The organism is Cellulomonas sp. P4_A2, assembly GCF_056402515.1.
In genome coordinates, this window is the sequence record NZ_JBFUHG010000002.1 from 166515 (window position 1) to 191278 (window position 24764).

Annotated in this window: 19 protein-coding genes; 10 read left to right on the plus strand and 9 right to left on the minus strand. The window is 69.8% G+C overall.

Annotated elements, in window-relative coordinates; all coding sequences use genetic code 11:
• Window positions 1-8: 8 nt before the first annotated feature.
• Window positions 9-413 (minus strand): nuclear transport factor 2 family protein, encoded by a 405-nt coding sequence (locus AC1DUE_RS03580; protein ID WP_477038016.1) that lies wholly within the window; start codon window positions 411-413, stop codon window positions 9-11.
• Entirely contained in the window at window positions 404-1210 is an 807-nt protein-coding gene (locus AC1DUE_RS03585) for an MBL fold metallo-hydrolase (RefSeq protein WP_477038017.1), read from the minus strand. Before AC1DUE_RS03585 ends, AC1DUE_RS03580 begins: the two co-directional genes overlap by 10 nt.
• Before the next feature lie 55 nt (window positions 1211-1265).
• On the opposite strand from AC1DUE_RS03585, the gene AC1DUE_RS03590 reads away from it, so the two are divergent.
• The 7 genes from AC1DUE_RS03590 to arfA all read left to right on the plus strand — a co-directional run bounded on the left by AC1DUE_RS03590 (window position 1266) and on the right by arfA (window position 9298).
• A complete protein-coding gene (locus AC1DUE_RS03590) occupies window positions 1266-2186 on the plus strand; it encodes an AraC family transcriptional regulator (RefSeq protein ID WP_477038018.1) in 921 nt (306 codons plus the stop codon).
• Between the two features lie 34 nt (window positions 2187-2220).
• Window positions 2221-3252: a LacI family DNA-binding transcriptional regulator gene (locus tag AC1DUE_RS03595; RefSeq protein ID WP_477038019.1), complete on the plus strand. Its 1032-nt coding sequence runs from the start codon at window positions 2221-2223 to the stop codon at window positions 3250-3252.
• 108 nt (window positions 3253-3360) lie between these two features.
• Window positions 3361-4632, plus strand: a complete 1272-nt coding sequence (locus tag AC1DUE_RS03600; RefSeq protein ID WP_477038020.1) for an ABC transporter substrate-binding protein — start codon at window positions 3361-3363, stop codon at window positions 4630-4632.
• A 74-nt stretch (window positions 4633-4706) separates the two neighbouring features.
• Window positions 4707-5660, plus strand: coding sequence for a carbohydrate ABC transporter permease (locus tag AC1DUE_RS03605; RefSeq protein WP_477038021.1), 954 nt, complete (start codon window positions 4707-4709; stop codon window positions 5658-5660).
• Window positions 5657-6508, plus strand: coding sequence for a carbohydrate ABC transporter permease (locus AC1DUE_RS03610; RefSeq protein ID WP_477038022.1), 852 nt, complete (start codon window positions 5657-5659; stop codon window positions 6506-6508). The genes AC1DUE_RS03605 and AC1DUE_RS03610 overlap by 4 nt, the downstream gene beginning before the upstream one ends.
• The gene (locus tag AC1DUE_RS03615) at window positions 6505-7776 is read left to right on the plus strand and encodes a family 1 glycosylhydrolase (protein WP_477038023.1); all 1272 of its coding nucleotides are present in this window, start codon (window positions 6505-6507) and stop codon (window positions 7774-7776) included. The genes AC1DUE_RS03610 and AC1DUE_RS03615 overlap by 4 nt, the downstream gene beginning before the upstream one ends.
• 4 nt (window positions 7777-7780) lie before the next feature.
• Entirely contained in the window at window positions 7781-9298 is a 1518-nt protein-coding gene (arfA, locus tag AC1DUE_RS03620) for an arabinosylfuranosidase ArfA (RefSeq protein ID WP_477038024.1), read from the plus strand.
• 6 nt (window positions 9299-9304) lie between these two features.
• On the opposite strand, the gene AC1DUE_RS03625 is transcribed toward arfA, so the two are convergent.
• The 7 genes from AC1DUE_RS03625 to AC1DUE_RS03655 form a co-directional block, all read right to left on the minus strand.
• On the minus strand, window positions 9305-10345 hold the full coding sequence (locus AC1DUE_RS03625) for a LacI family DNA-binding transcriptional regulator (protein WP_477038025.1): 1041 nt from the start codon (window positions 10343-10345) through the stop codon (window positions 9305-9307).
• 78 nt (window positions 10346-10423) lie between these two features.
• A complete protein-coding gene (locus AC1DUE_RS03630; protein WP_477038026.1) occupies window positions 10424-12433 on the minus strand; it encodes a beta-galactosidase in 2010 nt (669 codons plus the stop codon).
• The gene (locus tag AC1DUE_RS03635) at window positions 12430-14547 is read right to left on the minus strand and encodes a beta-galactosidase (RefSeq protein WP_477038027.1); all 2118 of its coding nucleotides are present in this window, start codon (window positions 14545-14547) and stop codon (window positions 12430-12432) included. The genes AC1DUE_RS03630 and AC1DUE_RS03635 overlap by 4 nt, the downstream gene beginning before the upstream one ends.
• Before the next feature lie 170 nt (window positions 14548-14717).
• Window positions 14718-17723 carry a beta-galactosidase, LacZ type gene (lacZ, locus tag AC1DUE_RS03640; RefSeq protein WP_477038028.1) on the minus strand — a complete coding sequence of 1002 codons (3006 nt, stop codon included), beginning with the start codon at window positions 17721-17723 and terminating at the stop codon, window positions 14718-14720.
• Complete coding sequence (locus tag AC1DUE_RS03645) at window positions 17720-18532, minus strand: carbohydrate ABC transporter permease (protein WP_477038029.1); 813 nt, start codon at window positions 18530-18532, stop codon at window positions 17720-17722. Before AC1DUE_RS03645 ends, lacZ begins: the two co-directional genes overlap by 4 nt.
• Window positions 18525-19505 (minus strand): carbohydrate ABC transporter permease, encoded by a 981-nt coding sequence (locus AC1DUE_RS03650; protein ID WP_477038030.1) that lies wholly within the window; start codon window positions 19503-19505, stop codon window positions 18525-18527. Before AC1DUE_RS03650 ends, AC1DUE_RS03645 begins: the two co-directional genes overlap by 8 nt.
• A 90-nt stretch (window positions 19506-19595) precedes the next feature.
• Complete coding sequence (locus AC1DUE_RS03655) at window positions 19596-20912, minus strand: ABC transporter substrate-binding protein (RefSeq protein WP_477038031.1); 1317 nt, start codon at window positions 20910-20912, stop codon at window positions 19596-19598.
• A 362-nt stretch (window positions 20913-21274) separates the two neighbouring features.
• Here AC1DUE_RS03655 and AC1DUE_RS03660 point away from each other — a divergent pair, with 362 nt between their 5' ends.
• From AC1DUE_RS03660 to AC1DUE_RS03670, 3 genes are read left to right on the plus strand one after another with little or no spacing between them, the layout of a single operon-like run.
• The gene (locus AC1DUE_RS03660) at window positions 21275-22309 is read left to right on the plus strand and encodes a LacI family DNA-binding transcriptional regulator (protein WP_477038032.1); all 1035 of its coding nucleotides are present in this window, start codon (window positions 21275-21277) and stop codon (window positions 22307-22309) included.
• 59 nt (window positions 22310-22368) lie between these two features.
• Window positions 22369-23355 carry a phosphotransferase family protein gene (locus AC1DUE_RS03665; RefSeq protein WP_477038033.1) on the plus strand — a complete coding sequence of 329 codons (987 nt, stop codon included), beginning with the start codon at window positions 22369-22371 and terminating at the stop codon, window positions 23353-23355.
• Window positions 23352-24761, plus strand: a complete 1410-nt coding sequence (locus tag AC1DUE_RS03670; protein ID WP_477038034.1) for an MATE family efflux transporter — start codon at window positions 23352-23354, stop codon at window positions 24759-24761. Before AC1DUE_RS03665 ends, AC1DUE_RS03670 begins: the two co-directional genes overlap by 4 nt.
• The last annotated feature ends 3 nt before the right edge of the window (window positions 24762-24764 follow it).

The following is a 24764-nucleotide window of genomic DNA, read 5'->3' on the forward strand; positions in this document are numbered from 1 at the left end:
CGGACCGGTCAGCTGGCCGCGTCGCGGACGAGGGCGGTGTCGACGAACTGCTCGAACCTGACGATGAGCCCGCCACGAACGACGAAGTGGTGGGCGACGCGCACCGCCAGCTGCTTGCCGGTCACTCGGTGGCGAGCGGTGTAGCGGGCCAGGACGACGACGTGCTCGCCCTCGGCGACATAGGTGTCGTCGTGGGCGGTCCAGTCCTCCCACTCCGCCCCCAGCCGCTCCATCACGTTGCTCGTCACGCCGTCGGGCGTGCGGTAGGTGCCCGCCAGCGGAAAGCCGGCCATCTCGGTCCACTCCACGTCGGGGGCGAGAGTCGCGCGTAGGCCTTCGAGGTCTCCTTGCGCCGACGCGATGTACTGGCGCCGGACGACCTGGGCCGGAGCGTCCTCGGGGTTCAGCCCCATGACATCTCCCCCTTGGCGACCTTGGTGCCGAGCTGTGCGGCGATCGTCAGGCCGGCGTCCGGGTAGGCGTTCGTCAGGCTGGCCTCGGCCTCGGCGCCATCCGCGGACGCGGCGATGACCTTCTCGAAGTTCTCGAGGTAGCCCCGGGTGTGGGCGATCGCGGTGAGGTCCGTCGCGGCCCCCGCCACCCTGTGCCCGGCGACGACGAAGGAGGGTGCGAGCGCCTCGAGGTGGTCCAGGACCCGGATCCACTCGGCTCGCAGCTCAGGCGTCGGGGAGTCGGCGGTCCACACGTGCAGCCCCTCGAACAGGAGCACCCCGCCGAACAGTGCCCGCGACTCCGGCTCGAAGAGGTACCACGCCCGGTCGCCGAGCAGGTCGCTGCCTCGGCGTACCTCGATGGTGACGCCGTCGACGGTCAGCGTCGGCTCGGCGAGCGAGGCCATGGCGACCAGGCGGGTGGGCAGGTTGGCGCCGAGGTGCGCCCAGGCCTGCAGCTTGCCCTGGTAGCTGTGCTGGATGTGCTCGATCACGTCGGCCGGAGCGAGGAAGCGGGCCTCGGGGAACGCGTCGGCGATGACTTCCGCGCCGAAGTAGAAGTCGGGATCGCCCGCGGTGACGACGACCGTCGTGAGCTCCTTGCCGGAGTCGAGCACCGCGGCGACGATCCGGTGCCCGTCCGCGCGCGTGAAGCCCGCGTCGACGACGACGGCCTCGGTCTGGCCGGCGACCAGGACGCTGGTCTTGTTCAGCGACGCGTCGGTCGCGTCCAGGATCGTGTACGTGAGCTTTGCCATAATGGTGAGCCTAGGATCCACGCCAGGACACCACACGGTCAGAACGGGGATGCCGATGGTTAACACTGGACACGGCGAGATCCGTCGGGTGCACTTCACACCCCCCGCGGCGAGCGTCGGCGACATCGAGGTGAACACCGTGCGGGGCATCCGTGACCGCGGCGGACGGCACGAGTTCCTCACCTCGCAACGCCTCGACTTCGACCTGCTCATGCACATCGAGAGCGGCACCACCGTGCACACGGTGGACTTCCGCGAACACACGCTGCACCCCGGGGACGTCTTGTGGGTACGCGCAGGACAGGTCCACCGCTGGGGGACGATCGCCGACATCGAGGGACCGGTGGTGATGTTCGGTCCGCGCGGCGCCACCGACGGCACCCGCTCCCTGGTCCGGCCGGACCTCGTGCGCTCGCAGAGCCTCTGGCCCGCGTCAGACCTGGCGGGCACGCCGACGATCGATGCGCTCGGCCTTCTGAACCGGATCGCCGCGACGGGACCGCGCGGGCGCAACGACCTGCACCAGGTCGCACTCGCCCACTCCCTCGGCACCCTCCTGGTCGAGCTCGAGCGAGCCAAGGACTCCGGTGGCACACCGGTGCCCGCGGCCACCCACGAGGCATACGGCTGGTTCCGCGACGAGGTCGAAGAGCACTTCCGGAGCTGGCACAAGGTCGGCCAGTACGCCGACCGCCTGGGCTACTCAGCACGCACCCTGACCCGGTTGGCGCGCCAGCACACCGGTCTCTCAGCGAAAGAGCTCATCGACGAGCGCATCCTGCTGGAGGCCCGACGGCAGCTGAGCCACGCCGACACCTCCGTCCTGCAGATCGCCGAGGAGCTGGGATTCGACGACCCCTCGAACTTCTCCGCCTACTTCCTGAGGCAGGCGGGCATGACGCCGGGCGCCTTTCGCCGGTGGAGCCGAGGATTCGGCGACGAGCACGCCGCCTCGCCGCGTCCCTCGCGCCTCTAGGATGTCTCGACACACGCCGGACCGAGGGGGATCGATGGGGACGCTTCGAGACATCGCCTCTCTCGCGGGCGTGTCGATCAAGACGGTCTCGAACGTCGTCAACGGCTCGGTACCTGTGAAGCCGGCGACCCGGAAGAGGGTCGAGGACGCGATCGCCCAGATCGGCTACGTGCCGAACCTCGCGGCACGAAACCTCCGCGCCGGCCGTACGGGAGTGATCGGCCTGGCGGTGCCGGAGCTGCGGTTCAGCTACTTCGCCGAGCTCGCGGACGCGGTCCTGGCGGCGGCACAGCGGCACGGGTACGTCGTGCTCATCGAGCAGACCGGGGGCGACCGCTCGACGGAGATCGAGCTGCTCCGTGGACCGCGGGTCGCGATGATGGACGGCCTGCTCTTCTCCCCGCTCGGTCTCTCGCCCGACGATGCCGACGTGCTCGACGTGCCCTACCCGTTGGTGCTGCTCGGTGAGCGGATCTTCAACGGCCCGACGGATCACGTCACCATGCAGAACGTGGACGGCGCCGCTGCGGCGACCCGCCACCTGCTCGAGCTCGGCCGCCGCCGCATCGCGGTGCTCGGAGCCCATGAGGGCGAGCAGATGGGTTCGGCCTCGCTGCGGCTCGAGGGCTATGCGACGGCGCTGCGCGAGGCCGGTCTCGAGGTCGATCCGGACCTGGTGGTGTTCCACGAGGGATGGCACCGCACCGATGGCGCCGACGCCGCACGCGAGCTGCTGGCTCGCCGCGTCCCGTTCGACGCCATCTTCGCGCTGAACGACGAGCTCGCCCTGGGCGCCTTGCGGGTGCTCGTTCGTGACGGGCTGCGCGTGCCCGACGAGGTGGCCGTCGTCGGCTTCGACGATGTCGCGGAGGCGCAGTTCGCGCTGCCGAGCCTGACGACGATCGACCCGCACCGCGCACTCATCGCGCAGGCGGCGGTCGACGCCGTCATCCGGCGGATCGCCGAAGGGACACCGAGACGTCAAGCGCCACAGATGGTGGCCGTGCCCGCGACGTTGGTCATCCGGGAGTCCGCCCCGGCGCTCGTTCCCAGTCCCGCCCTCTGATCCGTCTTGACGCCTCTGATCCTCGCGCTTAGACTCCGTTTCAACGTTGGAATTGCAACGTTGAAACCGAAGATCGACGACGTAGTCGATCCCCAGAGAGGCCATTCAATGAAGAAGATGGTTGCGGCGCTCGCGGCGCTCGCTGCGGGCTCGGCTCTTGCGCTGGCCGGGTGCTCGGACTCGACCGGCTCGTCGGGCTCCTCCCCCTCCGGTCCTGTCACGCTGACCTTCTGGCACGGCTACACGGAGGCAGACGGCAAGGTCCTGGACCAGATCGTCCAGGACTTCAACGCGTCTCAGAAGGACGTCACGATCGAGACGACCACGAAGACCTGGGCGGTCATCGGCGACACGCTCCTGACCGCCCTCTCGGCCAACCAGGGCCCCGACATCGTCGCCCTGCCTGCAGAGAACCTGCCCGTCTACGCCTCCAAGGGCGCGTTCGCGACGCTGGACGACTTCTACGCCAGCGACGCCACGAAGGCCGCCTCGCTCAACCCGAACGCCGTCGACATGGTGAAGGTAGACGGCTCCTCCTACGGCGTCCCCACCGGCTTCGTCCCGTTGTCCGTGATCTACAACAAGGCGCTGTTCGCCGCCGCCGGCATCACCGAGTTCCCGACCACCTGGGACGACTGGGTCGCCGACTCCAAGAAGCTCACCATCGACGAGAACGGTGACGGCACCCCGGAGCAGTACGGGCTTGCCCTGCCCGACCACGCGACGGTGGGCAACGGTGTGTGGGCGAGCCTGCTCTACGGCAACGGCGGCGACCTCGTGGACGGGTCGAAGTCCGTCCTCGACTCCAAGGCGAACGTCGAGACACTGACCTACTGGGCCGACGCCGTGACGAACGACAAGATCAGCCCGACGGGTCTGGACGGCGTCGCCTCCGACAAGCTCTTCTCCTCCGGCAAGGCCGCCATGGAGGTCGGCGGTCCCTGGATGGCCGGCGTCGCCACCGAGAACAACATCGACTACGGCATCGCGGCGATCCCCGCGGGTCCCGAGGAGCAGGCCTCCTCGGCGATCGGGATCTCTGCGGCCGTCACGGCGAAGGCCGGGGAGGCCAAGAAGGCCGCCGCGGAGAAGTTCTTCGACTACTTCTACACCAAGGACGTGGCCACGCAGTGGTCGCTCGGCTCCGGCTGGCCCCCGTTGCGCACCGACATCCCGGCCGCAGACGTCGCCTCGAACCCGATCGTCGCCGCGCTGACGGCGATGTCCGGGACGGCACGTCCACTCCTGCCCGGCGTCGCCAACAGCACCGATGTGCTCAAGGCGGTCGACGAGGCGACGCAGAAGGCGCTCGCCGGCGGTGACCCGGCGGATCTGCTCAAGACAGCGTCGGCCTCTGCCCAGCAGTCGCTGGACGACTGAGCCCACCGGACCGACGACCGGCCGCCGGCGCACACGCCTGCAGCGGCGGCCGGTCGTCTCGACGAAGGAACCTGATGGCCACGACCTTGCGCGCACCTCGTGCGAAGAAGCCCTATCGGGCACCGGCGCCTCTGGGCGGCCGGCCGGTAGCGGCCCGCCAGCAGGCACGGATCGCTGCCCTCTTCATGGCACCGGCGCTGCTCATCCTGCTCGCCTTCGTCGCCTGGCCGATGATCTCGGCACTGCGGCTCTCCTTCACGGACGCCAGCGGGTTCGGCGTCCCCAGCTGGGTGGGCCTGGACAACTACGTTCAGGTCTTCACCGACCCGAAGATCCGCACCACGCTCGGCAACACTGCGCTGTACACCGCGCTGTTCACCCCGACCGCACTGCTCGTGGCGCTCGGTCTGGCCGTGCTGCTGACCAATCGCGCGCTGCTCGGGCGCGACGTGTTCCGTACCGCGCTCTTCGTCCCGTTCATCGTCTCGCTGGCCGTCGCGGCCTTCGCCTGGAGCTATCTGCTCGATCCCCAGATCGGCCTGCTCACCTACTGGCTGCGCGCGCTCGGCATCCACGTCGGCAACGTCCTGCAGGACCCCACCTGGGCCATGCCGACCGTCGTGCTCGTCGCGATCTGGAAGAGCCTCGGCTTCTACATGGTCATCTTCATCGCCGGGCTGCAGCAGATCCCCGCCTCGCTGTACGAGGCGGCCAAGCTCGACGGTGCCGGCGCGTGGCGGCGCTTCGTGCACGTCACCGTTCCTCAGCTGTCCAGCACGCTGACCTTCGTGGTGATCTTCGCGATGATCGCGGCTCTGCAGGCGTTCGACCAGATCTACGTGATGACCGGCGGCGGCCCCTACCGGACCACCCAGACCGTGGTGATGGAGATCTACGAAGAGGGCTTCAAGAAGCTCGACCTCGGCCTCGCAGCGGCGCTGTCCTACGTGCTCCTGCTGGCCACCCTGGTGCTCTCCCTGATCCAGTTCCGATTCTTCGGCAAGCGTGAGAAGGACACCGCCGCATGAGCACCATCGCCGTCCCCCGAGCCCGATCCGGACCGCTGGTCTCGCGCTGGCTGTTGGTGGTCGTGGTCACCGTGCTGACCCTGATCATGCTGCTGCCGGTGCTCGTCATCGTCTTCACCGCGTTCAAACCGACCGCGGAGGTCAACGCCTTCCCGCCGACCCTGGTGCCCAGCTCCTGGACGTTCGCGAACTTCAGCCGCATCTTCACCGACCTGCCGTTCGCCCGGCTGCTGCTGAACAGCTTTGTCTTCGCCGGTGGCGTCACGGCGTTCGCCCTGTTGTTCGACTCCCTGGCCGCCTACGCGTTGGCCCGGCTCGACTTCCGCGGCAACCGGCTGCTGCTCACGGCGATCGTCGCGAGCCTGATGATCCCGTTCCAGGCCACCCTGATCCCCGTCTACCAGCTCGTCGCCCACCTGGGCCTCGTCAACACCTTTCCCGGCATGATCGCGCCCCGGGCGGCCGACGCCTTCGGCATCTTCTTCCTGCGGCAGTTCTTCATCTCGCTGCCACGGGACCTGGACAACGCCGCCCGGATCGACGGCGCCAGCGAGCTGCGCATCTTCCGGTCGATCGTGCTGCCGAACGCCGTCCCGGCGCTCATGACGCTCGCGATATTCACCTTCGTCAACAACTGGAACGACCTGCTGTGGCCGTTGGTGTTCACGACGACGCCCGACATGGGCACGATCACCTCGGGCCTGACCCTGCTCACCGGGCCGAGCGGCATCGTGCCCTACGGCACGATGATGGCCGGCTCCCTGATCGCGGTGCTGCCCCTGGCGATCCTCTTCCTGCTGATGCAGCGCCGGTTCATCGAGTCGGTCGCGACGACGGGGCTCAAGTGACCGCGCCCCGCTGGTTCGCCGACGGGCGACTGCACTTCGCCCTGGGTATCGAGGACACGTTCGTCCCCCAGTCGCGGACCGGAGAACGTGCGATCGACGAGTACGACCTCACCGAGCACACGACGCGCTATGCGGCGGACTTCGCGCTGGCCGCAGGGGTCGGCGCCGAGCTCATCCGCTGGGGAGTCCCCTGGTACCGCGTCAGCCCGGAACAGGGCCGTTGGGACTGGTCGTGGACCGACCGCGCCGTCGACGCGCTGCTCGAGCAAGGACTCCGCCCGATCATCGACGTGCTGCACTACGGCACACCGCTGTGGCTCGAGGACCAGTTCGCCCACCCCGACTACCCGCAGCACGTGGCCGAGTACGCCCACCGTCTCGCCGAGCGGTTCGCCGACCGGGTCAGCGACTACACCCCGGTCAACGAGCCGGTCGTGCACGCCCTGTTCTGCGGCGAGTACGGGTACTGGCCCCCCTACCTGCAGGGAGCCGACGGGTTCACGCGGATCGCGATCAACCTCGCGCAAGGTTTCGTGAGCACCCAGCGGGCGATCCTCGACGCCGTCGGCGCCGCCGCCACGTTCGTGCACGTCGACGCCGCCATGGGCTTCGTCGGGGACGACACGGCACCGGAGCACCGGGTCGAGGCGACCCGTCTGCGCCACCAGGTCCACCTCATCGAAGACCTGGTCACGGGCCGCGTCGATCGTGACCACCCCCTGCGCGAAGTCATCGCCGAGGCGGCCGGGGACGACACCCTGGCCTGGTTCGCCGCTCACGCGGTGCAACCCGACGTCATGGGCGTGAACTACTACCCCCGGCACTCCACGGAGCTGTTCGAGCCGGGCGTGCAGCACGCCGGCGGATTCGTCGACCCGCGCCCGAGCGTCGACCGCGGCACGGACGGGCTCCGAGAGGCGATCACCACGTTCGCGTCCCGGTACGGCGCGCCGGTCATGATCACCGAGACCTGCGTGACCGGCACCGTGGCCGAGCGCCTGCGCTGGCTCGACGACTCCGTCGCTCTCGCCCACGCCATGCGGGCCGAAGGTGCCGACCTCGTCGGCTACACGTGGTGGCCGCTCTTCGACATGTACGAGTGGACCTGGCGGCACAGCGACCGGCCCCGGGCCGACCACCTCCTGCCCATGGGGCTGCACGACCTCGTCGAGAGCCCCGACGGGCTGCTGCGGGTCGCCAACCCCGTCGCCTCCCGCTACCGCCAGCACGCCTCCCAGAACCGCACGACGACCCGACCGAGGGAATAGCCCCATGCACATCGCTCACCTCACCCTCAGGCCCGACGCCACGATCGGCCGCATCAACCCCCGGCTCTACGGCTCGTTCGTCGAGCACCTGGGCCGCGCCGTCTACAACGGCATCTACGAGCCCGGCCACCCCCTGGCGGACCAGGACGGGTTCCGCAAGGACGTGATCGAGCTGGTCCGCGAGCTCGGCGTGTCCGCGATCCGCTACCCGGGCGGCAACTTCGTCTCGGCGTTCCGATGGGAGGACAGCGTCGGACCTCGCGAGCAGCGCCCGCGCCGCCTCGACCTGGCCTGGCACTCCACCGAGACCAACGAGATCGGCCTGCACGAGTTCGCTGCCTGGCTGGACGCGGTCGGCAGCGAGCTGATGCTCGCGGTCAACCTCGGCACGCGCGGCACCGCCGAGGCCCTGCAGCTGCTCGAGTACGCCAACCTGAGAAAGGGCAGCGCGCTCGCCGACCAACGGATCGCGAACGGACGCTCCGAGCCGTTCGACGTGCGGATCTGGTGCCTGGGCAACGAGATGGACGGACCCTGGCAGATCGGGCACCGCTCCGCCGACGACTACGGAAAGCTTGCCGCGCAGACAGCCCAGGCGATGAAGCAGTTCGACCCGGACCTGGAGCTGGTCGTCTGCGGATCGTCCAGCTCCTCGATGCCCACGTTCGGGGAGTGGGAGCGGGTCGTTCTCGGCCACGCGTACGACGCGGTCGACTACATCTCCTGCCACGCGTACTACGAGGACAAGGGGGACCGCGCCGCCTTCCTTGCCTCGGGCGTCGACATGGACCGCTTCATCCGCACGGTCGTCGCGACAGCCGACCACGTCAAGGAGGTGCGCGGCAGCGACCGGACGATCAACATCTCCTTCGACGAGTGGAACATCTGGTACAACAGCCGCTTCGAGAACGTCGACCGCATCGAAGGCGTCGACAACTGGCCCCAGGCGCCCCGCCTGCTCGAAGACGTCTACACCGTCACCGATGCCGTCGTCTTCGGCAGCCTGCTCATCACGTTGCTCCGGCACGCCGATCGCGTCACGAGCGCGTCGCTGGCACAGCTCGTCAACGTCATCGCCCCGATCATGACCGAGCCCGGCGGCCCCGCCTGGCGCCAGACCACGTTCTTCCCGTTCGCGGCAACCTCCGCGCACGCGCGCGGCACCGCCCTCGACCTCGCCGTGCGGTCCCCCACCTACCCGTCGCCCGGCCTCGGCGACGTGCCGGTCGTCGACGGCGTCGGCTCGTACGACGAGACCGCCGGGCGCTACACGGTCCACGCTGTCAACCGCTCTGTCGACCAGGCCACCCAGATCCGGATCGACGTCAGCGCGATCGGCGACGCGCTCGAGACCGCGACGATCCGGGCGCAGGTGCTCACCGACGACGACCCTCTCGCCGCGAACACCCTCGCAGACCCCGACCGGGTACGGCTCCACGACCTCGACGTCGTGCGAGAGGGCCGCACCCTCGTGATGACCGTCCCGCCCATCGCCTGGGTGGAGCTGCGCATCGAGGCGTGATGCTGGTCAGGAATCCGTCGGGGGGACCGGTCCGGTGCTGGCGCGCACGACGAGCGAGGTCGGCAGCGTGACGGCCGCGGGCTCCCCGCCCTCGACCAGCTCGATGAGCAGTCGCACCATCTCGCCGGCGATGCGCTCGAGCGGCTGCCGCATCGTGGTCAGCGGCGGGTCGAGCGTGGCGGCCAGCCCGGAGTCGTCGAACCCTCCGACGGCGACGTCCTGCGGGACGCGTCTGCCGGCCTCGCGGAGCACCTGCAGGGCGCCGGCGGCCATCAGGTCGGAGCCCACGAACACCGCATCCAGGTCCGGTCGCCGCTCCAGGAGCGTGCGCATGCCGACGGCACCGCCGTCGCGCGTGTAGTCACCGTGGACCACCAGCGCCTCGTCGTAGAGCGGACCGAGCTCCTCCCGGTACCCCTCGAGCCTCAGGCGGCCCCCGGGGGTGTCCAGCGGTCCGGTGATCGTCGCGATCCTGGTGCGCCCGAGGTCCAGCAGGTGCCGGGTCATGCGCCGCCCGCCGCCCACGTCGTCGGCGGCCACGTAGCCGAGGCTGCCCTCGAAGCCGAGCGGGATGCCGCAGGCGATCATCGGGATGCCCTGCTGCACGAGCGCGTCGAGCAGCTGGTTGCCGCTGTGCGAGGAGATCGCGAGCACCCCGTCGACGTGCCCGGCGCCGACGTAGGACGACACCTGCTTCTGCTCCTCGGGGGTGCCCGCGACCATGAGCAGGAGCGGCATGCTGCGGGCGGCCAGCGCCTGGGCGGCCCCCCGCAGCAGGATCGAGAACGTGGGGTCCTCGAACAGCAGGTGCTGCGGCTCCGTGAGCAGGAACGCCACCGAGTTCGACCGTCCGGTGACCAGGCTCCGCGCGTGCTGGTTGGCCGAGTACCCCGTGGTGCGGATCGCCTCCTGGACGGCCGCGAGCGAGTCCGGGGACACCCAGTGCCCCCCGTTGATGACGCGCGAGACCGTCCCCCGGGACACGCCCGCCGCAGCCGCCACGTCGCGGATCGTCGGGCGTCTGCGCGGCGCGGTCGTCGGTCCCATCGCACGAGACTCTAGGGGAACGGGATCACCGACAGCGCCTGATCGCGGACGTACCGTCGCGGACGTCCTCGAGCGTGCTCAATCTTCTCGGACGACGACGACGCCCAGCGCTGGGACGCCCTCCCCAGACTCGTGACGTCGGTCAGCCACGAGGTCGTGCCCGGAGGCGTGCAGAGGCATGACCGTGCTGGTGTGGTTGAGCGCGAACAGCCAGCTGCCGGAAGCGCTCGTCCGACGGACGACCTCCAGGCCATCCGGCGACGGGACGAGGGACGAGACGCCGGAGGCCGCGAGCACGCGTCCGAGCAGATCGGCGAGGGACCGGTCGTCGAGGCGGGTCGACAGGTACCACGCGGCACCGCCCGACCGCGTGCTCCGGCGCGTGACCGCAGGACCGCCCGCCGACGGTCCGTCGACGTAGCTCGCCAGGGCCTCGGCGCCCGTCAACGTCATGCGCTCGGTCCAGACCTCTCCGGTGCTCCCGTCGCTCAACGTCGTGGTCCCCTCGGCCGCCAGCGGCGCGAACTCCTCCACACGCACCCCCAGCAGGTCCCGGAACGCCCCGGGGTACCCGCCCAGGATGACCCGGTCCGAGGCGTCGACGATGCCCGAGAAGTACGAGACGAGCACCTGCCCGCCCCGAGCCACGACCTCGGTCAGCCGGTCCGAGAGGTCCTCCGGTGCGAGATACAGCGTGGGCACCAGGACGACGTCGTAGGCGTCGAGCGTCGACCCGGCCGGCAGGACGTCCACCGCGACGCCCGCGTCGAGCAGCGCGCCGTGCATGCGCCGGGCCAGGTCGAGGTAGCGAAGGTCGACGGTGGGGTGAGCCTCGAGCTCGGCCGCCCACCACGCCTGCGTGTCCCACAGGAGCGCCACGCGGGCCCGCTCGACCTCGCTCCCCCGCACCTCGGCGAGCCGGCCCAGGGTGGCCCCCAGCTCGACGACGTCCCGGAACAGCGCAGAGTCGCGTCCGGCGTGCGGCACCAGCCCGGAGTGGTACTTCTCCGCACCGGCGCGCGACTGCCGCCACTGGAAGAAGAGCACCCCGTCCGAGCCGCGGGCGACATGCTGCAGCGCGTTGCGCAGCATCTGCCCGGGCTCCTTGGCGATGTTGCGCGGCTGCCAGTTGACGGCGCTCGTGGAGTGCTCCATGAGGATCCAGGGGTGGCCCCCGTCCAGCCCGCGCGTCCGGTCGGCGCTGAAGGCGAGCTCCGCCCACCCACGCGGGTCCTCGCCCCAGAGGTAGTGGTCGTTGGACACGATGTCGACCAACGGCGTGGTCTGCGTGTAGTCGATCTGGTGGAAGTCGCCCATGACCATGTAGTTGGTGGTGACCGGCAGGTGCGGTGTCACCTCGCGCAGCACCGCCGCCTCGGCCTCGAGGTGCGCGACGAACGCGTCGGAGGAGAACCGCTCGAACGCGAGCCGGTGCCCGGGGTTCGGGATCGTGGTGGTGCGTCGGGGCGGCAGGATCTGCTCGAAGGACGAGTAGCGCTGCCCCCAGAACGTAGTCCCCCACGCCAGGTTGAGCGCGTCGACGTCCGCATACTCCTTGCCCAGCCAGTCGCGGAACGCGGCTGCGGACACGTCGCAGTAGCAGCGCCCGTTGTGGCAGGCGAGCTCGTTGGAGACGTGCCACATCTTCACCGCGGGATGGTGGCCGTACCGCTCGGCGACCACCCGGGCGATCCGCGTGGCGTGGTGCCGGATGACCGGCGAGCTCACGCACCACGACTCGCGGCTGCCGTGCGTGAACCGCAGGCCGTCGGCGTCCACCGGCAGCATCTCCGGGTGCATGAGGTGCAGCCACACCGGCGGCGCCGCGCTCGGCGTCGCCAGGTCCACCCCGATCCCGGCCTCGTGCAGCAGGTCCAGGACCCGGTCCAGCCAGCCGAACTCGAACCGACCCTCCTCGGGCTCGAGCTCGCCCCAGGAGAAGATGCCGACGCTCACCAGGTTCACGCCCGCCTCGCGCATGAGCGCGATGTCCTCCGCCCAGACCTCCTCGGGCCACTGCTCCGGGTTGTAGTCCGCCCCGAACGCGATGCCCTCGGTGGGCCAGGGGCCGGTCCAGCGCGCGCTCACCGGGTCACCGCCACGAGCACGTCCCACGCGCCGAGCGTGACGGTGTCGCCCGCGGCGAACCGGGTCGGGGTCGGGGAGGACCCGTGCGGCGCCGCGATGACGTCCAGGTCGGTCGGAACGGTTACCACGGTGGCCTCCCAGGACCAGTTGTGGACGACGTGCACGCGCGCGTCGTCGGAACGGGACGAGCTGTGGACGGTGACGCTCGGTGGCAGGTCGGACCAGCCCGCGAGCGGTGTCGGGACCAGCCAGTGCGCGAGGCTGCGGGCAAGGGTCAGGTCCGGCACCGTGCCGACGACCGTCACCCGGCCGGCGCCGTACGCCCGCGTGGTGACCGCGGCCCAGGTGCCCAGGTGCGGGTGGTCGTAGGTGGCCAGGACGTCCGCGCCGTCCGGCACGAGGCACTCCGCCCAGGCCGTCGCCGCCGCGCCCTCGGCGAGCGGGAAGGCGGCGGACCCACGCACCGGGACCGGCTCGTCGAGGTTGCAGAACTCGTCGTACCAGGCCCCGGCGGGCTCGGACAGGCGAGCGGGCTGGGTCTCGGCCCGCGCGCGTGCCTCACCGTCCGCATACCCCGTCCGTGGCCCGACGACGAGGTGCCCGCCTGCCTCGGCGTACCGGCGCAGCCAGTCGAGGTCGCGGTCGGAGGCCGGGTAGTAGCCCGCCGCCACCAGGACCGGGTGCGCGCGGGCCGCCTCCGCCGGCTCGTCGTCGAAGAGGTAGCGCGGGCGCACCACGCGCACCTGCAGCCCGGCGTCGAACGCGCCCCGGTAGAACGCCGCGACGATCCGCGGGTAGCTGTTGGCGTCCTCGGTGCCGTCGCCGAGCTGCAGCGGCGGCTGCGCCGCCAGCGCGAACCGCGCCTTCGTCGAGCTCAGGATCGCGATGTCGGCGTCGGGCGTCGCATCGGCGATCGCGCCACCCGCGCGGGCGAGCTCAGCACCCAGCCGGGCGATCTCGTCGTAGGCCCGACCCGGGCGCCCGCTGTGCGGCAGGATCCCGCCCCAGTACGTCTCCGTGCCGTAGTGCAGCGTGTGCCAGTGCCAGTACTCGACCATCCGCGCACCCCGCGCGACGAGCGCCCAGGCTGCCTGGCGCCACTGGCCCGGGTAGGCCGGGTAGTTGGTGCTCGGTCCACCGATCGCCTGGGCATCCGTCTCGGTCACCAGGAACGGCTCGCCGCGACTCGAGAACATCGCGTCGCCCGACTGGAACAGGGTCCAGGTGCCGTTGGTCGTCCAGTACTGCGGCACGACCGCTGCGCTGGGGTGCGCGAGCCCGTCAGCCATGCGGTAGTAGGGGTTCCCACTGGTGACGTCGAGGACGGAGGCGAGATCCGCGTCCTCCAGGGCCGGGCGGTCGTAGGAGATGCAGGTGGTGACGAACTGGTCGGAGCGGGCGAGCTCGCGGACCGCTCGGGCCTGCCAGTCGATCATCTCGGTGGTCAACCTCGCCTGGAACTCGCGCCAGGCGAGGTCGTACTGCGGCTGGGCGTTGCCGTCCGGGGTCCACAGGTCCGCCCACGACGACAGCCGGTGCGACCAATACACCAGCCCCCACTCCCGGTTCAGGGTCTCGACGTCGCCGTACGTGTGCCGTAGGTGGTCGACGAACCGCTGGAACACCCCGTGGTTGTGCAGGAGGTGTCCCCCGGGCTCGTTGTCCACCTGGAAGCCGATCACGGCCGGGTGGTCCCGGTAGCGCTCGACGATCTTGCGCAGGATCCGCATCGCGTAGAGCCGGAACACCGGGTGCGTGAAGTCCGCCTCCTGCCGCGCTCCCCAGCCCATCGGGCTGCCCGTGCGGTCCTCGCCGGCGACCTCGGGGTAGCGCCGGACCATCCACATGGGCAGCGCGTACGTCGGCGTGCCGATGACCACGTCGATCCCCCGGGCCAGTGCTGCGTCGAGGACGGGCTCGAGCCAGTCCAGCTCGAACCTGCCCTCGTCGGGCTCCCACGTGGACCAGACCGACTCCCCCACCCGGATCACCGAGAAGGCCGCGTCCTTCATCAGGTCGAGGTCCCGCTCCAGCGTCTCCGGCTTCGGGTCCTGCCCCGGACCCGCGTACTCGTAGTAGTACGCCGCGCCGAAGCGCACTCGGTCGTGCTGCACAGCATGCTCTCTCTCCGTGGTGGTGGAATCTGCGCCTGTCCTCCTCCCCCGCTCGCCGGGCGGGTCCGCCCCGAGGTCAGGGGAGGTGGCGTGGCTACGGTCGCCGGCGGCGGTGTACCGGTTGCCGACGGGAGTGCATGCACCCCCGTCGGCAACGTCCCGGTCCAGGCCTAGAGGAGCCCGCGGAACGCAAACCGGAACGTCAGCTCGGTCTCCGTAGGAAGTCGGTACTCGGCATGGGTCTGCGCTCCCCAGGAGTCGTCGCCACCGACCCCACGCCGCTGGAGCGCTGGACGCAGCACCGTCTGATAGATCGGCGGCAGCTCCGTGTGGTGCGCGGCGTTCTCGATCTCGAACGGCGTCCACGGCAGGGCCGACAGCTCCATGCCCTGGTCCGACTCCAGCCGCAGGCCCGCACCTTGCTCGTCCGTCACGGTCGCCCAGCGCACGCCGGTCCGGCTGCCCGCCTCCTGCGGACGCAGGTAGGGCGTGAGCGAGGTACGGACGTCGGCCTCCCAGACACCCAGGCGTGCGCCCGCTCGACGGTCGACGTAGGACTCTTCGGGCCCGTCCCCGTACCAGCGCAGGTTGCGGAACGCGGGGTCGGTCACCAGGAGGAGCCCGAGCTCCGGCATGTCTGACAGACCCGCGCCAGGTCGCACCGTGAGGGTCACCTCGACGCGCCCGTCACCGTCCACGAGGTAGGAGAGCTCGCACTCCCCCGCAGGCGAGGTGGGCAGCTCGTACCGGAAGCGGACGCGGACCCCGGCGTCCGTCTGCTCGACGACGGGCTGGTCGGGACCGCGAACGGCCTTGGCATACCGGCTGGCGAGAAGCCACGCGCCGTCCTGCGCCGGTGCGCCCCATCCGCTCTCGTTGGACGTGGGCGCGTGCCAGAAGCACGGCTGGGGAACGGAGCGCAGCAGCTCACGGCCACCGTCCGGGGTCAGCCCGTAGCGGTACGAGAGCAGCCCACCGTGCAGCCGGGAGAACAAGGCGGTGAAGTGCCGCCCCCGCACGCCCACGTTGTGGATGCCGTACACGACCTCCGGCGCGGCGGCGCGGCGGGTCGGCGTGGAACCGGGCACGACCACGACCGCCTGCTCGTGCGCCACCTCGTGCCCGGCCGGGGCCCAGCGGGTGGTGCGTCGCAGTCGGAAGGACACGTCGACGGTGTACTCCCCGGGTGCGGTCGGCACGGTGACGGGGAGCGCGTAGATCTGCGAGGTCCCCGGGACGACGGCCGTCTCGAGCACCTCCTCCTGCAGCACCCGCCCCTCCCGGGCGAGGGTCACCACGCACTCGTGCGCCGACGACGGGGTGGCGAGGTGACGGTTCTCGACCGTGACCTTGTCGCCGTCCACCGAGAGCCGGTAGCCCTGGTAGAGGTAGCGCACCTCCTGCGCGAGCGGCTTGAGGGTGCGATCGGCGAAGACGATGCCGTTGCCGCTGAAGTCGGAGTCGTGCGGCGCGTCACCGAAGTCCCCGCCGTATCCGAAATACTCACGGCCGCTCGGGTCGGTACGCCGGAGCGCCTGGTCCGCGAAGTCCCAGATGAACCCGCCCTGGAACAGCGGCTCACGGTAGGCGAGGTCGACGTACTTGTGGACCGCCCCGAACGAGTTGCCCATCGCGTGGGCGTACTCGCACAGCAGGTAGGGCTTGTCACGGTGCGTCGCGAGGAACTCCTCGATCTCGGCGGCCGGCGCGTACATCCGCGACACGACGTCGGTCGTCTGCGGGTACCGGGGGTCCCAGTGGACGCCTTCGTAGTGCACCGGCCGGGAGTCTGCGCCACGGAAGTACTCCGCGACCTTCAGGATGCCCGTCCCGCCGAACGACTCGTTCCCGCACGACCACATGACGATGCTCGCGTGGTTCTTGTCCCGCTCCAGCATGCTCGCGGCGCGGTCGAGAAGAGTCGGCAGCCACTCCGGGCGGTCCCCGGGCAACGCCTCCTCGATCCCCACCCCGCCTCTGGCGACGCGGTCCCACATGCCGTGCGACTCGAGATTCATCTCGTCGATGACGTACAGGCCGTACTCGTCGCACAGCTCGTAGAAGAACGAGTTGTTCGGGTAGTGGCTGGTCCGCACCGCGTTGATGTTCAGCCGCTTCATGAGCCGGATGTCGGCCTCGGTCTGCTCACGGGTCATCACGCGACCCTGGAGGCCGAAGTCGTGCCTGTTCACCCCGTTGAAGACCACGCGGGACCCGTTGACCTTCAGCAGGCCGTCCTCGATGCCGAACCGGCGCACCCCCACCCGCACGGGGACGTGCTCCGTCAGGCGGCCCGACCCGTCGTACACGTCGAGCGTGAGGTCGTACAGGTGCGGGTCCTCGGCGCTCCACAGTCGCGGGCTCTCGATGCGGACCACGAGCTCGTCGTCGCCACCGAGCTGTCCGGCACCGGCGATCCTGGCGTCCACGCTGCCTTCGCCGGCGAGCACGACGCGCACCCGCACCGTCGCCTCGGAGAGGTCGTCGGCGACGTCGGTCACCACGGTGACGTCTTCGACGTGCACGGTGGGCCGGCGGTACAGGACGACGTCCCGGAACAGGCCCGAGAACCTGAAGAAGTCCTGGTCCTCGATCCATGAGCCGGCGCTCCACCGGACCACCTGCGCCACGATGACGTTCTCACCGTCGACCAGTGCGTCGGTGAGGTCGAACTCCGACGGGGTGAACGAGTCCGTCCCGTAGCCCACGTAGGAGCCGTTCAGCCACACGGCGACGGCGCTCTCGGCGCCGTGGAAGCTGACGCTCAGCCGCTCTCCGGGCTCGAGCGGGTGCTCGAGCGTGAAGGTCCGGCGGTAGGTCGCCACGGGGTTGTACCGCTGCGGTACCTCCCCCGGCTCGAGCTGCTCGTAGCCGTCCCACGGGTACTGCACGTTGGTGTACTGCGGGCGGTCGTAGCCGAGCAGCTGCACGTGGGCGGGCACCGGCACGTCGTCCCAGCCGGAGTCGTCGACGTCCACCCGCTCGAAGCCGGGAACGACGAGGGCAGGGCTCTTCGCGTAGTGCAGCTTCCACAGCCCGTTGAGCGACTGCTCGAACGAACTCGTCCCGGTGACCGCCTCGTGCGAGGAGGCGAACCACCGGTGGTCGGAGTGCGGGTCGAGCCGGTTCTCCTTGACGTATTCGGGGTCGGCGATGCGGGCGAGATCGAAGGTCACTTGATGGCCCCCGTGACGCCCTCGGCGAAGTGGCGCTGCAGCGCGAGGAAGACGACCATCGTCGGCACCGAGACGATGAGCACGGCGAGCATGAGGCTCCCGTAGTCGGTGACGTACCCGGCGCGCATGTTCGACAGGAGCATGGGCAAGGTCTGGTAGGCGTTGTCGACGAGGATCACCTTCGGCCACAGGAAGTTGTTCCACGAGAACAGGAACGTGATGACGCCCGCGGCAGCGAGGGTGGGCTTCATCGTCGGCAGGTAGATGCGCGCGAAGATGCTCACCTCGCCCAGCCCGTCGAGGCGCGCGGCCTCGATGATCTCGTGCGGGAACGTCCGCGAGGCCTGCCGGAACAGCAGGATCAGGAAGGGCGTCGCGATCAGGGGCAGGACGACCGCGGTCGTCGAGTTGACCAGGCCCACCTGCGCGAAGAGGCGGAACAACGGGATCATCGTGGCCGCGAACGGGATCATGATCGCCAGGAGCAGGATCGCCATGACGGCGTCCTTGGCTCGCGAGTGGTAGATCTCGAACGCGTACCCGGCGATCGAGCACAGGACCAGGGCGAGCACGGTGGTCACGATGGCGTTGAGCGACGAGTGGTACGCCGCCGTCCACAGAGGCTGGGAGTCGACGAGCGACTGGAAGTTCTCGACGAGGTTGCTGCCCGGCAGCAGCTTGGACGCCACGACCTCGTTGCTCGTGTTCGTCGCCGAGACCGTCATGAAGTAGAGCGGGAAGACCGACAGGATGACGGCGACCGACAGGAATGCGTACGCGGGAATCCGGCGCAGGGTTGTCTTAGTCACGCTTGTCGCCCACCTTCAGCTGAATGGCGGCCAGGACGGCCACGATGATGAGGATCGCGTAGGAGATGGCGGCCGCGTACCCGAAGTTCGGGCTGTTGCGGAACGACACGTTGTACAGGTACATCGACACCGACATCGTCGTGTTGCCGGGGCCGCCGTTGGTCAGGTTGTACGACTCGTCGAACATCTGCAGCGTGCCGTTGGTCGACAGGATCGCGCAGAGCAGGATGATCGGCTTGAGCTGCGGCATCGTCACGTACCAGAAGGTCTTGAACCCGCTCGCACCGTCGACGCGGGCGGCCTCCAGGGTGGACCGGTCGATGTTCTGCAGGGCGGCCAGGAAGAAGATCATGTTGTAGCCGGTCCAGCGCCACAGCAGCCCGAGGATGATCACCAGCCGCGCGGTGCCCGTCTGGCCGAGCCAGTTGACGGGATCGTCGAGTATCCCGGTGTTGATGAGCAGGTCGTTGACGAGTCCGTCCGTCGCGAACATCTGCCGAAACACCAGCGAGTACGACACCAGGCCCACCGCGCACGGCAGGAAGATCGCCGTGCGCCAGAATGCCTTGTACTTCAGCCACGGCGCATTGAGCAGGTTTGCCAGCACCATGGCGATGCCAAGCATGATCGGCACCTGGACGATCAGGAAGATGAAGGTCGTGCTCAGCGTCAGCCGGAAGTTGTCGTCCTGGAACAGGCGCTGGTAGTTCAGCCAGAGCGGGTCTGCCCAGGTGAGCCTCGTCCCGCGTCCCGTCTTCAGCGACAGGAAGAACGCGTTGATCATGGGCCAGAAGTTGACCAGCACGATGATGGCTGCGGCCGGCAGGATGAACGCCCAGCCCGTCAGGCTGCGGCGGCGCGCTATCGCCGACAGGGGCGGCGCCTTGGGCGGCTTGGACGGCCGGGACTTCTTCGTCCCGACGGGCGGCGCGCTCGGCGCGCGACCTTCGGTCGGTGCGGTGGGAGCGGACATGAGCAGCTCACCTCTTCTTCGCAGGTGACGAACAGGGCGGAAAAGCGGGCGGCGGAGCCCTGGAAGTGGCATCCGCCGCCCGCCCTGAGGTCACCCCATGGCGAACTCGACGGTCGACTGCGCCTCCGCGAGCGCGGTCTTCGGGTCGGCCCCGTTCATGATGTTGGTGATGGCGACGCTCACGGCGTCGCGACCCTCGTAGTAGTAGGCGCCCGTGTTGTTGCTGGGAACCTTCGCTGCGAACTTGAGGACGTCGGCGTAGATCGGCTGCCCGCCGAAGAACTCCTGCGGCTGGCTGTAGACGTCCGAGTCACCAGCCGGGAGCCAGTTGGCGAGCGCTCCGGAGGCCGGGAGGATCGTGTCGTAGAAGGCGGTCGAGCCGGCGAACGTCGCGGCGAGGAAGTCGTCCGCGCACTGGCTGTTGGGGCCTGCGCTGGTGGCCCAGGACGAGCCGCCGTTCGCCGTGTAGTTGGTCGCGCCCTTGACACCCTCGAGCTTCGGGACGTTGGTGACGGCCCACTTGCCGGACTGGTCCGCGGCGGACTGGATCGAGCCGGAGATCCACACGCCGTTGATGACGCTGGCCGTGTTCGAGTTCACGATCGTGTTGATGTACTCGTCCCAGGAGTTGACCTCGACATAGACACCGGACTTGACCAGCTTCTGGTACATGTCGATGGCGGCCAGCAGGGCCTCGTTGTCGGTGATGGTCGGGTTGCCCTCGTCGTCGAACATGCTGGCGCCCGCACTCTGCAGCATCATCATGATCGTGTCGGAGGAGCCGGCCTGACCCGTGAGCATCGGCTTGCCGGTCTTGGCCAGCACGTCCTCGCCGATCGTGAGGAACTCGTCCCACGTGATGTCGGTGAAGTCGTCGACCGTGTAGCCGGCCTGCTCCAGGATGTCGGTCCGGTACGCGCCGATCGCGGTGCCGTTGTCGAACGGCACGCCGTAGTTGGTGTCGTCGACCGTGGAGTACGACACGACGGACTCGGGGAACTCGCTGAAGTCGACCGTGGAGTCGGCGAAGTCGGCGAAGATGTCCGGGTAGTTGATGACGTTCTTCTGGAACGCGTTGTTCTGCATCAGGAAGATGTCCGGCAGCTGGTCCGTCTCGCCCGACTGGGCCAGCGTGGTCAGCTTCGTCTGCAGGTCGTCCCAGGGCGTCTCGACGATGTTGAGCTTGAAGTCCGGGTGATCGGCCTGGTAGACCTTCTCGGCCTCCTGGAGGGCGTAGATGTTGAACGCCGGGTCCCAGGCCCACACCGTCAGTTCGTCGCAGGTACCACCGCTCGCGGCAGCCGTCTCGTCCCCGCCGGAGCCGCCGTCCCCGCCGCTGCAAGCGGCAAGGGCAAGGCTCAGCGACAAGACGGCGCCCAGCGCGCCGAGCGTGCGTGTCTTCTTCATCGGGTAGTCCCTTCGTGCTGTTGGTCGTCCCGTGGACCGCCGCCGGCTCGCGCCGAGCCGCCGGCTCCCGCTGCCCCGCCGCGACATCGCGGCGAGTGACCGGGAAAGGTCGACTGTGCTGTTGGAGGTCGTGCACCGTGCTCTGGGTGAGGCGGTTATCAGCTCCACGCCCGAGGGGTCCGGTCCACACCGACCATGAGCGACAACCGCGTCACTCGACCCTCTCTGGCGTTTGGTGACGTCACCATAGCAGCGGTTGGCGCCTCGTTCGGCGACGCTTTGGTAACGGAAAGGCATGCATTTTCCGGCGTGGTGGGCAATATGGTGACGTCACCATCGCTCCGTACCACTAGCATCGCGCCATGACAACTGCGCCTGCGCCCGGCCGTCGCCGCTCGGGCCCCTCGATCGGCGACGTCGCCCGTCTTGCCGGTGTCTCGCCGCAGACGGTGTCGCGCGTCTCGACCGGCGCCGACTCGGTCCGACCGAGTACCCGCGCGAAAGTCGTGCACGCGATGGACCAGCTCGGGTACTCGCCGAACCGGGCGGCACAGGCGCTGCGGAACGGCACGTTCGGGGCCATCGGAGTGCTCTCGACCGGCTTCCAGCGCACCGGCGAGGCCCTCACCGTCGAGGCCCTGGTCGAAGCCGCCGCGCTCGAGGACTACTCCGTCACGCTCCTGCACGTGCGCAACCCCGCTCGGGAGAGCTGGGACAGCGCGGCGCACCGCATCTCGCACCAGGCCATCGACGGGCTCGTCATCATGCGGGCCGAGCAGGCGTCGCCGGCGACGCTGGCGCTCCCCGCGGGCATGCCCGTTGCGGTGTCCTTCTCCAAGTTCGCGGGCCACTACCCCACCGTCACCGCCGACCAGGTCCAGGGCAGCGAGGACGCGATGCGACACCTGCTCGGCCTGGGACACCGCACCGTGCACCACCTCGCTGGGCCGCGGGACTCGGAGCACGCCCTGGTGCGCAGCGGCACGTGGCGCCGATGCCTCCTGGAAGCCGGGATCCGTCCGCCCGAGCCGGTGTACGGAGACTGGAGCGCGCACGACGGCTACGAGGCGGGACTGCGGCTCGCGGCCGACCCCGACGTCACCGCCGTGTTCTGCGCCAACGACGAGATGGCGCTCGGCCTGGTGCGGGCGCTGAACGAGGCCGGTCGCCGCGTGCCCGACGACGTGTCCGTGGTGGGCTTCGACGACATCGCCGTCGCCGGCTGGACGTCACCGCCTCTGACGACGGTCCGGCAGGACTTCCACGCCATCGGCCGCGCACTCATCACCCTCGTCCTCGGTCAGCTCCGGTTGCGGTCCGTGCCCCCGCCGGCCCTGACCGTCGTGCCCACGGAGCTCATCGTCCGGGCGAGCACCGGACCGCCACCTCCACGCTGAACCTCGACGTCGAGGTCGCCCCAGGACCACGCACGCCGCCGCACGACGATGAGGACTCGATGGAGAGCATCACGAAGAACCGCCAGACGCCCGCGACCCTGAGCGCGATGGTCGAGCGTGCCTACGGCGCCGAGCAGGTGCCCACCGGCGAGCCGGACGCCTGGCTCGAGGAGCTGGGGCACGGCTGGTTCAACGTCGCGTACCGGATCGTGCTGCGCGACGGCCGGAACGTGGCCCTGAAGATCGCACCGCCGCGTGACGTGCCGGTGATGACCGCCGAGCGCGGCGCGATGCGCATCGAGCTCGCCTCGCTGGCGCTGATCGCGGAACGCACCGACGTCCCGGTCCCGCAGGTCGACCACGCCGACCTGAGCCACGAGCTCGTCGACGCCGACTACTTCTTCATGCCGTTCGTCGACGCGGAGAACTTCGGCGTCATCGTCGAGGACCTGAGCACCGAGCAGCGCGACGCGTACAACGAGGCGCTCGGCGCTGCCAACCGTGAGTTGAACTCGATCCGAGGGAACCGGTTCGGGCCCCTCGCCGGGCCGGGTGACCCGTCGTGGCGGGTCGTGTTCACCGGCCTCGTCGAGGATGTCCTGGCCGACGGAGAGGCCCGCAACGTCGACATCGGCCGGGACTACGACGAGATCCGCAAGGTCGTCGCTCTGCACGCCGACGTCCTCGACGACGTCGTCGAGCCGAGGTTCGTCGAGTGGGACCTCTGGGACTCCAACGTCATGGTCCGCGACGGCAGGATCGTCATGATCATCGACCACGAGCGCGCCCTGTACGGGGACCCGCTGATGGAGGCCGGCTTCGCCGGCACCCAGCTGTCCTACTTCGGCGACTCCACGGCGTTCATGCGCGGCTACGGCCATGACCAGCTGACCCCGAGAGAGCAGGTTCGCCGGCGGCTGTACTGCCTGCACCTGGTCGTGATCATGGCGATCGAGACCGTCTACCGCGGACACACCACCACCACCCAGTACGACCAGGCACGCGAGAACATCGACCTGATGATGCGGCAGCTCACCGAACCGTGAGCCCCCGGGACCCCGGCGCCCCGACGCGGCGCACGCTCGACGCCGCCGCCCTGGGCGAACGGCCCGTCGGGCGGCTGCTGTGGCACGCCTGCACCCAGACCACCATCGCGGTCGGGGTCTACGGGATCTACGCACTGACCAACGCCTGGTTCGTCGCCCGCGGCGTCGGGACGACCGCGATGGCGGCGGTCAACCTCGTCGCCCCGTTGCTCCTGGCCCTGGGCGCGGTCTCGACCGCCCTCGGGGTGGGTGCAGCGTCGGTGGTCTCCCGGCACCTTGGCGCCGGCGACACGAGCACGGCCGCACGCGCGGCCGGGAACGCCTTCATCGTGTTCTGGGCCGCCGCCGTCACGATCACCGTGATCGGGCTGACCGGGCTCGAGCCGCTCCTGCGCCTGCTCGGCGCCCACGGCCCCACACTCGACTACGCACGCGACTACGCCGTGGTCATCCTGGCCGGCGCGATCGTCTCGACCGGGTTCTCCAGCCTGGTGCGCGCCGAGGGCCGGATGCGGTTCGCCACGATGCTGTGGGTCGTCCCGGTCGCGGTCCAGATCACCCTCGATCCGCTGCTCATCTTCGGCCTGGACCTCGGCGTCCGTGGTGCAGCCCTGGGGACGGTCGGCGGCCAGGCGGTCTCCGCCGCGATGAGCCTGTGGTTCTTCTTCGTCCAGAAGCATCGCCCCTACCGCATCCGCAGGGCCGACCTCCGTCCGCGCCTCACCACGGTCCGCACCCTCGTGGGCATCGGTGCCCCCTCGTTCCTCGCCGGCTTCGGAGCCACCCTGCTCGTCGTCGTCGTCAACACCACCCTGTCCCGGGTGGCCGCCGCCACCGCAGCGCTGACCGCGTTCGCGATCTGCTCCCGCATCCAGACGTTCGTCGCGATGCCTCAGCTCGGCATCAGCCAGGGGATGCAGCCGATCGTCGGGTACAACGTCGGTCTCGGGCTCGCCGCACGCGTCCGACGCGCCCGGACCCTGTCGCTGCGCGCCACCCTGGTCTACAGCACCGTCGCCGCAGGATCGGTCGCGCTCCTCGCCGAGCCCGTCATCGCCGCCTTCGTCGACGACGCCGCCGTCCGCTCCGAGTCCGTCGACGCCCTGCGCATCCTGGCGATCGGGTTCGCCGCCGCCGGCGTCACACCCCTGGTCTCCGCGTACTTCCAGGCCCGGGGCAGACCACGACCGTCCTACGTCATCTCCGTCGGAACCCTCCTGCTCGTCAAGGTCCCTCTCGTGCTCGTGCTGGGCCCTACCGGGCCCACCGGCACCTGGATCGGCCTGGCCGCCGGCGAGCTCCTGTCCGCAGGCATCGCCCTGCTGGTGCTGCGCCGCCTCGACGTCCCTGCGCCGCGCGGCACCAGAGAAACCTCGGCGACGGTGGACCGGCCCCTCGTGCAGTGAGGT

What these genes read in the sequence shown, in the direction of transcription:
- AC1DUE_RS03610 (WP_477038022.1), top strand. Translation starts at nt 5,657, where the DNA reads ATGAGCACCATCGCCGTCCCCCGAGCCCGATCCGGACCGCTGGTCTCG.
- AC1DUE_RS03600 (WP_477038020.1), top strand. Translation starts at nt 3,361, where the DNA reads ATGAAGAAGATGGTTGCGGCGCTCGCGGCGCTCGCTGCGGGCTCGGCT.
- AC1DUE_RS03585 (WP_477038017.1), bottom strand. Translation starts at nt 1,210, where the DNA reads ATGGCAAAGCTCACGTACACGATCCTGGACGCGACCGACGCGTCGCTG.
- AC1DUE_RS03665 (WP_477038033.1), top strand. Translation starts at nt 22,369, where the DNA reads ATGGAGAGCATCACGAAGAACCGCCAGACGCCCGCGACCCTGAGCGCG.
- AC1DUE_RS03660 (WP_477038032.1), top strand. Translation starts at nt 21,275, where the DNA reads ATGACAACTGCGCCTGCGCCCGGCCGTCGCCGCTCGGGCCCCTCGATC.
- AC1DUE_RS03655 (WP_477038031.1), bottom strand. Translation starts at nt 20,912, where the DNA reads ATGAAGAAGACACGCACGCTCGGCGCGCTGGGCGCCGTCTTGTCGCTG.
- AC1DUE_RS03595 (WP_477038019.1), top strand. Translation starts at nt 2,221, where the DNA reads ATGGGGACGCTTCGAGACATCGCCTCTCTCGCGGGCGTGTCGATCAAG.
- AC1DUE_RS03625 (WP_477038025.1), bottom strand. Translation starts at nt 10,345, where the DNA reads ATGGGACCGACGACCGCGCCGCGCAGACGCCCGACGATCCGCGACGTG.
- AC1DUE_RS03605 (WP_477038021.1), top strand. Translation starts at nt 4,707, where the DNA reads ATGGCCACGACCTTGCGCGCACCTCGTGCGAAGAAGCCCTATCGGGCA.
- arfA (WP_477038024.1), top strand. Translation starts at nt 7,781, where the DNA reads ATGCACATCGCTCACCTCACCCTCAGGCCCGACGCCACGATCGGCCGC.
- AC1DUE_RS03650 (WP_477038030.1), bottom strand. Translation starts at nt 19,505, where the DNA reads ATGTCCGCTCCCACCGCACCGACCGAAGGTCGCGCGCCGAGCGCGCCG.
- AC1DUE_RS03590 (WP_477038018.1), top strand. Translation starts at nt 1,266, where the DNA reads ATGGTTAACACTGGACACGGCGAGATCCGTCGGGTGCACTTCACACCC.
- AC1DUE_RS03580 (WP_477038016.1), bottom strand. Translation starts at nt 413, where the DNA reads ATGGGGCTGAACCCCGAGGACGCTCCGGCCCAGGTCGTCCGGCGCCAG.